The sequence below is a fragment of the Bacillota bacterium genome, from assembly GCA_040754675.1.
In the GTDB taxonomy this organism is placed as follows: domain Bacteria; phylum Bacillota; class Limnochordia; order Limnochordales; family Geochordaceae; genus Geochorda.
Window position 1 is genome coordinate 1 of the sequence record JBFMCJ010000003.1, and the last position, 13019, is coordinate 13019.

Below are 13019 nucleotides of genomic sequence, written 5' to 3' on the forward strand. Positions count from 1 at the left end.
CAGGTGAAATGCGAGGTGCTGGGCAGCGGTGGTGTCGGGTGTCCCTGCATACAGCGGCAGGAAGGCTGCCGAGGTGGGTACCCGGATCGGGCTGCCGGCGATGGCGTCGAGGGAGAAGTAGAGGCCTTCACCGTCGTCCCACAGCCGCCCAAAGGCCTGGGTGCCTTGACGAATCCATCCGTCCAATTCCTCGGTGGGCTTGCCGAGCTCGATGGCAAGCGCCCGGAGGTCCTGGTTGGCCTGGTGGAGCAGGGCGTTGAACCCGACGTCGACGACCCGAAAGGGTGATTCGAAGTAGAGGCGGCTCGGGTCGTATCGAAGGTCCCTGAAGCGAACGACCAGCGAAAGGTATCGCCGGTATTCGTCGTCGGAGGGCCGCTCTGAGGAATGGACGTGGGAAGTGTCCTTCCTACGGGCAGGGAGTTCGGCGGGAAGGACCCGCCCCAGCGGCTCGTCCCAGGCCGCACTGTTGTCCATCCCGGATTCCCACGGGTGCAGGATGCTGACCAGACCCGTGCCTTCAGGGTCCCGAGCCCGGTACAGCCAGCGGTGGTAAGCCATGAGCTTTGGAAACAGTTCCTCGGCTGCGTTCCTGGCGAGTTCGCGGTCACGAGCCTGCCGGTAGAGAATCAACGTGGCCGTAGCAAGGACGGGGGGCTGCGTGATGCCAGACGTAGGGGGCACAGTGTGGGTTTGCCACACATCCGGACCCGGGAAGTAATTGGGGTCCGGCCGGTGGAAGACGATGTGCGGAAGAAAGCCGTCGGGCCACTGCCCCTTGAACGCCGAGAAAAGCTCCTGCCACGCACGCCCCTCCGATACCTGGCCCCAGCCCAGGGCGATGAACCCCGCATCCCACAGCCACTGATACGGATACAGGTCCGCCGAGGGAACGGTGAAGTCTCCGCGGCCGTTGGCCTTGAGGGTCTCGATGGCTTCCTCCACGAGGTTCACGCTTCGCCACCCTGTTGAGAAAGGCTTTGCCCCGTCTTCGGGTCCATCCAGCGCACCCGTGCCGGGTCGAGCCGGGCCCAGACGATGTCGCCCGGCGCGATGGCCAGGCCTTCCGGCACGGTGACCTTGAGCCTCTGGCCGTTCCACTTAAGGGTGAGGAGAAGATGGGATCCGAGCGGCTCCACGACGAGCACGCTGGATTCCAGCGCGTCCGGAGCGGGCGCTGTCTCGACCTTCATATCCTCCGGCCGTATACCGAGAAGCACTTGATCGCGGGGAAAGCTTCCGGCGACTGGAAGCCGCAGGTGCCCGACGTCGGCAAAGGTTTTTCCATCCCGCCTGACCACGCTCACCTGAAGGAAGTTCATCGGGGGGCTGCCGATGAATCCGCCGACGAAGGTGTTGACGGGTTCCCGGTAGACCTTCAGCGGGCTGTCGTACTGGACAATGCGCCCGGCCTGCATCACCGCAATCCTGTCCGCAAGGCTCATGGCTTCTACCTGATCGTGGGTCACGTAGAGCGTGGTCGTCCGGAGCTCCTGCAGGAGGCGCTTCAACTCCGCTCGCATCTCCAACCGCAAGAGCGCATCGAGGTTGGAGAGCGGCTCGTCCATCAGCAGCACCTCTGGCTCCACGGCCAGGGCCCGCGCCATGGCCACGCGCTGGCGCTGGCCGCCCGAAAGTTGCCCGGGGTAGCGGCTCAGGAGTTCGTGGATATGCATCAGGGCGGCGACGCGCTCCACCTTTTGCTTGATCTCCGCCATCGGGCGTCTGCGCATGCGCAAGCCGAAGGCAATGTTCTCGAAGACGTTCATGTGCGGGAAGATGGCGTAGTTTTGAAAGACCATCGCGATACCTCGATGCCGTGGGGCGAGCCGGGTGACGTCCCGCTCACCGATGCGGACCCGTCCGGCGTCCGGCGTTTCAAGCCCTGCGATAATCCGAAGGAGGGTGGTCTTACCGCATCCGGAAGGGCCCAGAAGCACGACGAACTCCCGGTCGCGCACTTCCAGATGCACGCCGTCGAGAGCCCGGACGCGCCCGAAGCTCTTGCCCACGGCATCAACTCGGATCCCGGCCATCGGTCGACCTCCCTAGCGGCTGGCGATACCCCACAGGGTGAAGAGGTATCGCCGGACGGCAAACATGAAGACAAGCGCTGGCAAGATCAGAAGGAACCCCCCGGTGAAGCGGAAGGGCAGCGGAGCATCACCCAGCACGGCCAGCAGGAATGCGGGCAGGGTACGTTCTCGGAGCGTGAGGATACTGGCCGCAAATACCTCGTTCCACGAGGTGACGAAGGCAAAGATACCCGTTGCTGCCAGTCCGGGAAGGGCCAGGGGCATGACGATTCTCCCGAAAGCCTGTAGCCGGCTGCAGCCCAACGTCCAGGCCGCCTCTTCGAGTTCCCGGGGAATGCCGACGAAGAGGCTCGCGCTGACCAGAACGGCAAAAGGCAGGGCCAGGGCGGTGTGTACGAGCGCCACGGCAAGGGGGGTATCATACATCCCGAGCCGTATGAAGCGCACGGCCAGCGGAATCGACAGGATCACGATGGGAAAGGCACGCGTCAGCAGGATGGCGAGCCGGTACGCGTTCTGCCCGGTGAATCGGTACCGAGCCAGGGCATACCCGGCCGGGGCGCCCAGCAGCAGCGAAAGCAGCACGGTGATGCCCGCCACGACCAGGCTCTTGCGCGTCGCTTTCCAGACGCCTTCGACGGAGAAGAAAAAGCGCACGGTGTCCGCCGAGAACTCGCCGGGCCAGAAGTTCTTGGGCCACGCGTACACCGACTGGCGCACCGACACCGAAGGGACGGCGATCAGGTAGATGGGCAGGAGCACCCACGCGCTCAGGAGCACCACGGCCAGCACGAGGCCGACGCGCCGGATCATGATGTCGTCACCTCTGGCTTGACTTGAACGAGCCGCAGGTACATCCACGTTGCGGCCAGCGAGAGGCCGAGAATGAGAACGGCGTAGGCGGCTGCCACCCCCGGCACCTGGTAAGCTGCGTACCAGTTGTAGGCCTCACCGGCGAGCACGGGCAAGTTGCGGCCGGTCAGCGTCAGCACGACCGCGAAGACTTCGAAGGCCAACACCGTTCGCAGGATGAGAGCGGTCTGGAGGCTTGGCTTCAATAGCGGAAGCGTCACCCGCCTGAACCGCTGCCAGGCCGTTGCGCCGAAAACCTCGGCAGCCTCCGCATACTCCTTTGGGATGAGCTGCAGCCCGGCGACGAGGATCACGAGGACAATGGCGGTCGCGCGCCACACCTCGGCGACGGCCACGGAGACGAACAGCCCCAGGGGATTCTCGTAGCTGAGCCACAGACGTGGGGTGTCGATGAGCCCGAGGGCGTGCAACAGACTGTTGAGATAGCCCCGTTCCGTGAAGATGCTGAGCCAGACGATGCCGGCGGCCAGGTCTGAGATACCCAGGGGAATCGACCATATGTAAAGGAGAACGTCCCGGCCCTGGCGGACTCCTCCCAGGAGAAGCGCCATCGCCAGGGCCAGGACGACCTGGATGGGCACCACGACGGCAGTGAGAAGCAGGGTGTTACGGGCGGCATCACCGAAGTAGAGGTCGGATGCCATGCGTCGGAAGTTTTCCAGCGACCACCCCGCCTCTCCCGCCCGCAGAGCGAGCCAGAAAGCCTCTGCAAGTGGCATTGCGAAGAAAAACGCCAGGAATACGATGCTCGGCAACAAGAGCAGGTAGGGAAGGTATCGCTCGCTCCGCATGGTGCTGCCATCTTCCCTCCCGGGATGCCCTTTACTACCTTACAGACCTTACAGAACCGGGCAGGCTCCCGTGCTGGGCTCATCCGGGGGCCAGCAAGGGGCTTTGGCTTCCGCCATGATCCGCCGCATCTTCTCGGCCTGCTGGTCAAGAACTCGCCGCACGTCTTCGCGGCGCAGCACAATCCGCGCAAACGTGTCCACGAAGACGCGGTTGAACTCGCCGTCGCGGACCCCCAGTCCCACGGGCAGCAGGCTGGGAACGGCATTGGGTGACGCCGACTGCTTGGCGACGGCCTCTGCGGCCAGCTTGACGCCGGCGGGCAGATCGGCGGGCATGGCTACCTGGATGACCGGGAAAAACCCGCCGATCTCCCGAAGGATGGCCAGCTGCACATCGGGGCGCGTCAGGTACTCGATGACCGACGCTGCTCCTTCGGGGTTCGGGGCGCTCTTGACGATGCCAAGCCCGGTCAAGACGGGCATGAACCCGCGCCCTTTGGGGCCGATAGGGGCAGGGAAGGCGACGAAGTCCTGCGGGCGTTCGCGCAGTGCGTTGATCAGGCGCGCCGTGTGGTCCCAGGCCACCCACACCTCTCCGGCCAGGAGCGGTTCCTGCATGAACTCGTAGCTGGTGGACTGTGGGTTGACGTAAGCCCAGAGTTCGGTGAACTCCTTCCACATAGCCTCGGCTTCCTGGCTTCGAAAGTGCGTTACGGTGCTCTTCACGTAGGACGGGTACAGGTAGCCCTGGAAGAACCGGTGCATGAGCCCTTTAGGCCCTGCAGGAAAGCCAAGGAGCCGGCGGCCCGTTGCCTTCAGCAGGTTCTCGCCCCAAGCCTTCAACTGACCATATGTGAGGGAATCGAGGTTGGCTCCCGGCGGCAGGTACTTGAGGGCCTCGCGGCTGGCGACCATGATGTAGGTCGCCTGCATCCAGGGAATGTACTGCTGGTAAGGGGTTCCCAGCTTGCCAAGCTCAACGTAGGCGGGGACGAACCCGCGGTCTGCAAGCCTGGACAGCACGTCGTCAGCGGGCTGCAGCGCGCCGGCGTTGACCAGTGCGGGGAAGTCGCCGTGCACGCCTCCGACCAAGCTGATCATCACCCTGCCGGCACGGGTCTCAGCCAGAACCCGGTCAGCAAAGGGAACCGGTTCCACGGGAATGAACTCCACGTGTCCGGGGTAGCCGGCGAGGATCGACTGCCGCATCTTCTCGGCTTCTTCGATGGGCCGAAGCTGGGTGGAGAGGAACAGCACCGAAGACTGCGAGGCGCTGGCCGGTGGCACCGCGGTCACAAGCATCACGAGCATCACGCTGGCCAAAGCCACTATCCATCCTTGACGCATGAGGCTCCTCCTTTCGAACGTCACGCCGGGACCCGCCACTTACCGGTCGGGCCTTGCACTGTCTGTCCTGCCTCCCGGAGGCCCCGCCGAACCGCGCAGGACGAGTTCAGGGAGCCACACTTCCTGCAGCTTCTCTGCCGCAACGCCGGACATGTAGGAGACGAGCATCTTCACCAGCCGCCTTCCCGCCTGGCGGATAGGCTGCCGGAGGGTGGTGAGAGGAGGATCGGTGAACCGTGCCATTGGAATATCGTCGTAGCCGATGACGGAGATGTCCCGGCCCGCCCGCAGCCCTTGCTCGCGCAGCAGGTGCATGGCGCCGATGGCCATGAGGTCGTTTGCACAGAGAACGGCGGTGGGAGGGTCAGGCGCCCCCAGGAGGCGGTGCATCGCTCGATACCCCCCTTCCTCTGTCAGGTCTCCCTGAACGAGGAGCCTCTCCTCCTGCGGCAAACCGGCCTCTATCAGCGCTTTTCGGTAGCCTTCGAACCGGTGATGGCTGAAGTTGAGCTCCTGCGGAGCGTTGATGATCCCGATGCGGCGGTGCCCCAGTGCCAGCAGGTGGCGCGCCGCCACGTAAAAGCCGTGCGTGCCGTCGACGTCCACGTAGGGAAACGGGTGCTGGACGTCGCTGCTGCGCCCGTGCGCGACAAACGGCACGCCTCGCTCGGCAAGGTAGAGAATGCGTTCATCCTGTCGGCGGGTGCGTGCAAGAACCACGGCGTCGACCCGCCGGCCCTCCACCAGCCGGCGGTAGCAGCGCAACTCTTCCGGCCCTGGGGCGCAAGCCGTGACGAGCAGGTCCAGCCCGTGCTGGCTGAGCCCTTCACCGAGGCCAGCCGCGAGTTCGAGAAAGAACGGGTCGGCGAATTCGCCCGGCGGTGCGGGGATGACAAGCCCGACCGCCTCCGTTCGGCCCTTGCGCAGGCGTTGCCCAAGGGGGTTGGGCTGATAGCCGAGTCGGCGGGCCGCTTCGAGGACACGCTGCCGTGTCTGCTCGCTCACGTCGCCGTAACCGTTGAGTGCACGGGAGACGGTGGTGATGGACAAATCCAGCGCCCTGGCAAGCTCCTTTATTGTCACGGCGGCCTCCAAAACGTTTTGGCTCCCGCCGGCTCTATGCTAACGTCGCCCACGGAGGTCAGTCAATACCCCCGTGCGGAGATCTACCGGGACGGTGTGCCCCGTGTAGACCGGCGAGGGCCGGTCACCCCGGTGTTAGTCGCTTCTGCATGATGTCGAACTCGAGGTCGTCGAGCATCCGCACACTCTGGTACCCTAACCGTTCGTAGAGGGCCTTCGCCCGCCGGTTTGAGCGGTGTACTCCGAGCTCGATGGCATGGACCCTGCCTTTGTACTGGCTCTCCAGCATCTTGAGGATCGCACTTCCGATGCCCTGCCCCTGGAACTCGCTTTTGAGTACCAGCCCGTGGAGGTGCAGCACCCGGTCGCGCTGCTCCACCCAGTAGAACCCCGCGAGCTGGCCGTCGCTGTAAACTCCGTAAACCTGGCCCACCGCGCGGAAAAGCCGGCCGAAGTCTTCCCAGCTCATCTGCATGAGCTGAAGCGTGCGTTCGAGGTACGAAGCCGCTTCGTCGCGCATCAGTTGCAGGAACTCATCGTATTGTTCGTCCAGTGCCGGCGAGAAGCCGATCATGTTGGTCTCCTTTCGTCGCGAGCGGAAGGGAGCTCAGCCTGCCACACTCTCTGCGGCGCCCGCCGCGCTGCGCCGGACAGCTGACTGCACCTCGTCCAGCAGCCCGGAACGGCTGGCGGCCACCGCCGTGAGCGTCACATGGAAGGCGGCCCGCATCATGGCGGTGTAAAGCACTCGCCGGGCGCGCTCCACCTTCTCGACGTCCAACCCCCGAGAGGGGTAGCGCGGCTCCGTCACCCCGCAGATGAAGACGAAGGGAAACTCGATCCCCTTGGCGCTGTAAACCGTCAGGAGCTTCACGGTGGGTTCGAAAATGTTGATGGACTTCTCGACGCGCCCGCCGCCTCGTTCCTTCTCGTAAGGTTCGCACGGGACGCCCGTCGCCTCAAGCTCCGCGCTCAGGCGGCCCAACGCCGCCCTGCTGTTTGCAAAGACGGCGATCGAGGACGGGGCAACGCCCTGTTCAATCAGTTCGAATACGCGCCGCGCTACAAACGCGGCCTCCTGCTCCTCGCTGTCAACCAGCACGACGTCCGGTACCGGTCCCTCCCGGTCCGCCGCCTCCGGCTCGACGAGGTCTTCGGCCAGCCGTGCGCGCACCCCGTTCAAGAGTGGTGCCGCCGCTTCGATGATCTGGCGGGTTGTGCGGTAGCACCGCCGCAAGACCGTCACGTGTCCGCCCGTGACCCGCAGCCCGGTGTCGGCCCAGCGGAACGACGCCCTGTACACGTTCTGCGCGGCGTCGCCCAGCACGACGAAGCCGTGGTCACGGCCGCCCTGAACCCGGATCAGCAGCCTGAAGACCGCCGGCAAGAGGTCCTGTGCCTCGTCGACGACCACCGCGTCGTACAGCGGCCAGTTGCCGGAGCGCTCTGGCAGCGCCCGGAGAAGGTGAGCAGGCAGCGCTTCCCACAGCATCTCGCCCCGGTTGGCGGCCTGCTTCTCGAGGGCGCGGTGCACCTGCCAGATGTAGCGTCGCTCCTCGGGTGAAATGGGAATGACCCGGCCCGACCGGTCAGTTTGGCGGGGGTCGGCGTATGTCTGCTCGTCCCGAATGGCGCGCCCGTAGATGACCTCAGCGATTTCGCTGAGAACGTACTCGTCCGGAAGGCCTGCAATGCGGGCAGTGGGTGCCGGCATACCCCGGCGGATCTCGGCGACCAGTTGCTTCAATTCGTTCCGGTCCACCATGCGAGCGCCGGGATGAACGCCACAGCGCTGTCCAAGGTCGCCCATCCACTGGTAGGCGGTCTGGACCGTCACCTTCAAGTCCTCGGGCCGGTTGCCCAGCACGTCCTGGAGCATCTGATAAACGGTGTCCCGCAGCACCTGATTGAAGCAGAGGAACAGGATGCGCGGCGAAAGCTGGGTCATCAGGAGGTGCTCGATACGCCGAACGCCAACGACGGTCTTTCCCGTTCCGGCCGCGCCTTTGACCACCATGAGGCCCAGCCCCGGCCGTTCGATGAGGCGCCGCTGCTCGTCGCTGACCTGCGAGAGGAACTTGGCGAGCGGCATCCGCAGCAGGGCGGGCAACTGCTCCCGGGTGACCGGAAGCGCCGGGGGAGGCCCGAGGCCCGGAAGCGGGACGGGCACGGGCGCCGCGGGGAGGCGCTGGATGTAAAGGGTTTGGAGCAGATCGGCCAGTTCCCGGTCGAGTCCGACGTTCTCCAGCGGGACGCGCGTGTCGGTGTTGAGAACAACCGGGATCAACTCCTCCGCCACGTGGTGGTATGCTAGGTCGGCAGAGGTGAGGTATTCGCCGTAGGTGCCGGGGTGAGCCGAAGCACGCCTCCACGGGGAGGACGCCGCACGGCGGTTCGTTTTGCCCCGCTCGGCTTCCCCGCCGCTTCCGTCCGATAACGGGGGCACATACGCCGTGGAGCGGCCCAGCTCATCACGCGGGTTGCCAGAGTAACCTTCCGCCCAGTCGTTGACGGAATGATCCCCGATGTTGAGCACGAGGGTCTCGGCAGACGCTTGTCCGCCGAGGGGCAGGTCGATGAGCCGATCACCCCGGGACACCCTGGTATGGTAGAGCTTGTGGCGGGGGTTATGGATGGGGCTTCGCTGAAGGGTCGCCGGGTCCGTCAGGAACCCGTCGAGTACCCGGAAGACCGCGCCGGCCCGCCTCGGTTTGCCCTCGAGGTACTGCTGCAGCGAACGGTTGAACCGTTCACTGAGCCAGAGTCTTCTAAACGGCGGCGCCACGATCCCTTCCCGGTTTCCAATTGTGGCCATCGCACTCACGCAAGTCAAGCGCTGGATTTGGGCGGGGACACTGCTCCATCGCCGGCACAGGGCGTCGGACGAGCCCCGTGGAACGGGGCGAGCGATGAGCCGCTTTCCACCAGCAGGTACCGGTCGGTTGGCGTCGTATAGCTTGGGCTAAACCACGGCGGCGGGCCGCCGTTGCGGGGGCGAAGCCACAATGCGTTCAGCCGACGTCGTCATCATCGGTGCGGGCGTCCATGGGGCGAGTGCTGCTTACCACCTGGCCAAAGCCGGCAAAGAGGTCCTCCTTCTCGAGAAAACGCACCCGGGAAGCGGTGCGTCCGGCGTTTCGGGCGGCATCATCCGCTGCCACTACTCCAACGAGTCCATGGTCCGTCTCGCGCATCGCGCAGCCGAGCGCTGGCCTTCGCTGGCCGACGAGCTGGGTGGTCCGACCGACTACGTCCACAACGGTCTCATCATGCTGGTGGCACCTGAGGATGCCGACACGCTGCGCCGGGTGGTCGAGATGCAACAGCGCCTCGGCGTCCGGACTCGAGTCATCGAGCTCTCCGAGGTGGAACGGCACCTGCCCGGCCTCAATCCGGACGGGCTGGCGCTAGCCTGCATCGAGGAGTCGGCCGGGTACGCGGATCCCTACGCGGCCACCCAGGCGTTCATCGGCGCGGCGCGGCGGCTCGGAGCGCAGGTGGAATTGGAGACGCCGGTGACGGGGTTCGAGGTGGCCGGCGGCCGGGTGCGCGCGGTCGAAACCCCCAGGGGAACCATTCGTTGCGACTACGTCATCAATGCCGCCGGCGCCTGGGCCCGCCGGGTGGGCGAGCTCGTGGGCCTTGACCTTCCCGTCCATCCCGGTATCGTGCAAATGGCTGCCTTCAGGCCGGGATTTGCTGGCTACACGGGCACCTCCCCCACCTGGGTCGACCTGACGACCCTGACGTATTGCCGGCCGGACAGGGGCGGCCTGGCACTCTGCGGCGGGGGTACCGGCGAAAACGAGGCGCTTGTGTCGGAGGAGCCGGATCCGGACCATTTCAACCCCCACCCGCCGCTTTTGTTCGAGGCGGAGATGGCCGAAAACCTCGGGAGGCGCTTCAAGTGGCTCGCCGGCATCCCGAAGGTTCGGTCATGGGCGGGTGTGGACGGGATCAGCCCCGATTTCCACCTGATTTTCGGGGAGATGCCGGGTCTCAAGGGCTTCATCAACGTGATCGGCGGCAGCGGCAACTCGTTCAAGCTGAGCCCTGCCACCGGCGAAGCCGTCAGCGAGCTTATCGTGCACGGCGAATGCAGCCACCTGGACATGCAAGCCTTCTCCATCGACCGGTTCGAAGCGGGGCGGCCCTTCCGGGGCAAGTACCGGATGCACATCGTGGGGTAAACAGGCACGAGCTTCGCCGGGCAGGCCCGGCCCCGCATCCCACGCAGCCGGGTCATCAGCGGGCGGGGGGTTCGAGAAGTGGACCTGCTTGCTCAGGTAGCGCTAAACGGTCTTATTGCGGGCAGCATGTACGCTCTCGTCGCCATCGGGTACAACCTGGTGTACGGCGTCTTGAAGTTCATCAACTTCGCTCACGGGGATGTGGCGATGGTCGGCGCGTACGTTGCCTTTTTCCTCACGGGAGCCGGGGTTGTGAGCGCAGGGCGCCTGGCAGGAGCTGTCGTGGCCGCAGCCGCCTTCTGCGCGCTGCTCGGGGTGTTGATTGAACGTGCCGTTTACCGCCCGCTGCGGGCTGCCCCCAGGCTCCAGCCGCTGATTGCCGCCATCGGCGCCGCCCTGGCGCTGCAGAGCGCCGTCATGTTGCTGGCGGGCGCCGGTATCCGGTCCTTGACCCTGGAGGGGCCTGGGGTCATTCGTCTCGGCTCCCTGTACCTGACACCGTCACAGATCCTGATCTTCGCCATGGGGCTCCTGCTGCTGGTCGCGGTACAGTTCCTCGTTTACCGGACCCCCTTCGGGGCGGACATCCGGGCAACTGCCGACAATCTGGCTCTGGCCCACGCGCTCGGCATCGACGTGGACCGCGTGATGCGTGCAGTGTTCGCCCTGGGGTCTGCCCTGGCCGGAGTCGGTGGCCTCCTGGTGGGGCTGGAAGTTCAACTGGCACCGACCATGGGCTTTTCGGTGGGCATGAAGGCATTCTCGGCAGTGGTGCTCGGAGGGATCGGAAGCCTCCCGGGAGCGATCGCCGGCAGCTTCATCATCGGGTTGACAGAGCACTTCACTGCATGGTTCACGTCCAGCCTCTGGAAGGAAACGGTCGCCTACCTCGCCCTGGTGCTGACGCTGCTTGTCCGGCCCTCGGGGCTTTTCGGAAGGCGCGCCGAGGAGGCCGTACGCTCGTGATCTGGCACTTTCTCATCACGGCATCGCTCATGGGCGCACTCGCCGTGAGCCTCAACCTGGCAGTGGGATCGGCCGGGCTGTTCAATATCGGGCACGCGGCCTACTTCGGCGTGGGTGCCTACACCTCGGCCCTGCTGGTGCTGGCCGGAGTTAGGTTCGAGCTGGCCCTGCCGGGTGCTGCTGTTGTAGCGGGGATCCTGGGGCTGGCGCTGGGAGGTCTGACGCTGAAGCTCGAAGGGGACTACTTCGCCGTGGCTTCGCTTGGCCTGGGAATCGTGACCCAGGCCGTGCTGAACAACTGGCAAGGCCTCACCCGGGGACCCATGGGGATCCCCGGCATCCCGGCGCCGGCCATCTTCGGGGTCGAGTTGAACACGCTACCCGCTCAGTTTCTCCTCGCGGCGTTTTATCTCGTCCTGGTCTACCTGACGGTGGAACGGCTGACGCGCTCTCCATTCGGGCTTTCGCTGCGGGCCGTGCGGGACGACGAAGCGGCGACGGCTGCTCTGGGCAAGCCCGTGGTGGCGCTCAAGGTTCAGGCGGCCGCCGTCTCCGCGCTCTTTGCCGGGGGTGCGGGAAGCCTCTACGCCCATTACGTGAGCTACATCGATCCCTCCCAGTTTGGCCTGGCGCTGTCGGTCAGCCTGCTTGTCGCCGTGATCTTCGGCGGGTTGGGAAACCACTTGGGGGCGATCCTGGCCGCCACCCTCCTGGCCGGCATGCAGCAAGGGTTGCTGCTGCTGGGCGTGCCGCCTGGGCTGTCCGGAGGGCTGCAGCAGCTTCTGTTCAGCGTCGCGCTCGTTGCCCTGGTGCTGGTGCGCCCCCGAGGCCTGCTGGCGGAGCGGCGCTGGCGGGCTGCCTTCGCGCCACCATCCCCCGAGCGTGGCGTTCGGGCTGCCTTCTCGAACAGCCGGCTCCCCGTATCCGTCGTGGAAGAAGGGCGCAACGATGCGCGCGACTCGTTCGGCCGCAGCATCCGCCACGGTGCTTGAAGTCCGTTCGGTCAGCAAACACTTCGGCGGCCTGTCCGCTCTTCAAAGGGTCTCCATGAACGTCCGCGCCGGTGCCATCCATGGAATCATCGGGCCCAACGGATCGGGCAAGTCGACGCTGCTCAGCATCATAAGCGGGTTCTACCGGCCCTCCGAAGGGCGGATCGTGTTTGACGGCCAGGACATCACGGGATGGCGACCTGAGTGGATTGCGCGAGCCGGCCTTGTCCGAACCTTTCAACTCGCGCGCACCTTCTCCGGCCTTTCGGTGTGGGAGCACCTGCTGGTGGCTGTCCCCAACCCGACGGCGGAACGGTGCTGGCGGAGCCTGGCCAGCCCTTCCCGGCGGTGGATTGCGCCCGACCAGATCCAGCGGGCGAGGGAGTTACTCTCCCTGACGCGACTCGTTCATCTGGCCAACGAGCCCGCCGCCAACCTGTCTTACGGGCAGCAAAAGCTGCTTTCGATGGCGGCTGTGGTGATGACCGGAGCCCGGGTACTGCTCCTGGACGAGCCCATGGCCGGCGTAAACCCTGCGCTGGGGCAGGTGGTGCGGCAGGCCATAAGGGAGTGGAACCGGCAGGGTCTTACGTTCGTGATCGTGGAACACGACATGGGCTTCGTCATGGAGATGTGTGACGAGGTACTCGTCCTCGAGGCCGGCTCGGTCATCGCTCGTGGAACTCCTGACCGGGTGCGCACCGATCCGGACGTCATTCGGGCCTACCTGGGGGGCTAGCA

The 13019-nt window shown here is 65.6% G+C and carries 12 protein-coding genes; 4 read left to right on the forward strand and 8 right to left on the reverse strand.

All coding sequences use genetic code 11. From position 1 onward, the window contains the following. The 8 genes from AB1609_00365 to AB1609_00400 all read right to left on the reverse strand — a co-directional run. A partial coding sequence (locus tag AB1609_00365; protein ID MEW6044929.1) for a trehalase family glycosidase occupies nt 1-954 on the reverse strand: 954 nt, incomplete at its 3' end. Beyond that, entirely contained in the window at nt 951-2036 is a 1086-nt protein-coding gene (locus AB1609_00370; protein ID MEW6044930.1) for an ABC transporter ATP-binding protein, read from the reverse strand. The genes AB1609_00365 and AB1609_00370, both read right to left, overlap by 4 nt. Before the next feature lie 12 nt (nt 2037-2048). Continuing rightward, entirely contained in the window at nt 2049-2849 is an 801-nt protein-coding gene (locus AB1609_00375; protein MEW6044931.1) for a carbohydrate ABC transporter permease, read from the reverse strand. After that, nucleotides 2846-3700 (reverse strand): sugar ABC transporter permease, encoded by an 855-nt coding sequence (locus tag AB1609_00380; GenBank protein MEW6044932.1) that lies wholly within the window; start codon nt 3698-3700, stop codon nt 2846-2848. The genes AB1609_00375 and AB1609_00380 overlap by 4 nt, the downstream gene beginning before the upstream one ends. Nucleotides 3701-3748: 48 nt before the next feature. Next, entirely contained in the window at nt 3749-5047 is a 1299-nt protein-coding gene (locus AB1609_00385; protein ID MEW6044933.1) for an ABC transporter substrate-binding protein, read from the reverse strand. A 39-nt stretch (nt 5048-5086) separates the two neighbouring features. After that, a complete protein-coding gene (locus AB1609_00390) occupies nt 5087-6130 on the reverse strand; it encodes a LacI family DNA-binding transcriptional regulator (protein MEW6044934.1) in 1044 nt (347 codons plus the stop codon). 124 nt (nt 6131-6254) lie between these two features. Next, the gene (locus tag AB1609_00395) at nt 6255-6704 is read right to left on the reverse strand and encodes a GNAT family N-acetyltransferase (GenBank protein MEW6044935.1); all 450 of its coding nucleotides are present in this window, start codon (nt 6702-6704) and stop codon (nt 6255-6257) included. Between the two features lie 33 nt (nt 6705-6737). Continuing rightward, a complete protein-coding gene (locus AB1609_00400) occupies nt 6738-8945 on the reverse strand; it encodes a 3'-5' exonuclease (protein MEW6044936.1) in 2208 nt (735 codons plus the stop codon). Nucleotides 8946-9135: 190 nt separating this feature from the next. Here AB1609_00400 and AB1609_00405 point away from each other — a divergent pair, with 190 nt between their 5' ends. The 4 genes from AB1609_00405 to AB1609_00420 all read left to right on the forward strand — a co-directional run bounded on the left by AB1609_00405 (nt 9136) and on the right by AB1609_00420 (nt 13017). Then, nucleotides 9136-10320 carry an FAD-binding oxidoreductase gene (locus AB1609_00405; protein ID MEW6044937.1) on the forward strand — a complete coding sequence of 395 codons (1185 nt, stop codon included), beginning with the start codon at nt 9136-9138 and terminating at the stop codon, nt 10318-10320. 78 nt (nt 10321-10398) lie between these two features. After that, nucleotides 10399-11286 (forward strand): branched-chain amino acid ABC transporter permease, encoded by an 888-nt coding sequence (locus tag AB1609_00410; protein MEW6044938.1) that lies wholly within the window; start codon nt 10399-10401, stop codon nt 11284-11286. Then, nucleotides 11283-12278: a branched-chain amino acid ABC transporter permease gene (locus tag AB1609_00415; protein ID MEW6044939.1), complete on the forward strand. Its 996-nt coding sequence runs from the start codon at nt 11283-11285 to the stop codon at nt 12276-12278. The genes AB1609_00410 and AB1609_00415 overlap by 4 nt, the downstream gene beginning before the upstream one ends. Next, the gene (locus AB1609_00420) at nt 12235-13017 is read left to right on the forward strand and encodes an ABC transporter ATP-binding protein (GenBank protein MEW6044940.1); all 783 of its coding nucleotides are present in this window, start codon (nt 12235-12237) and stop codon (nt 13015-13017) included. The genes AB1609_00415 and AB1609_00420 overlap by 44 nt, the downstream gene beginning before the upstream one ends. Nucleotides 13018-13019 lie beyond the last annotated feature (2 nt).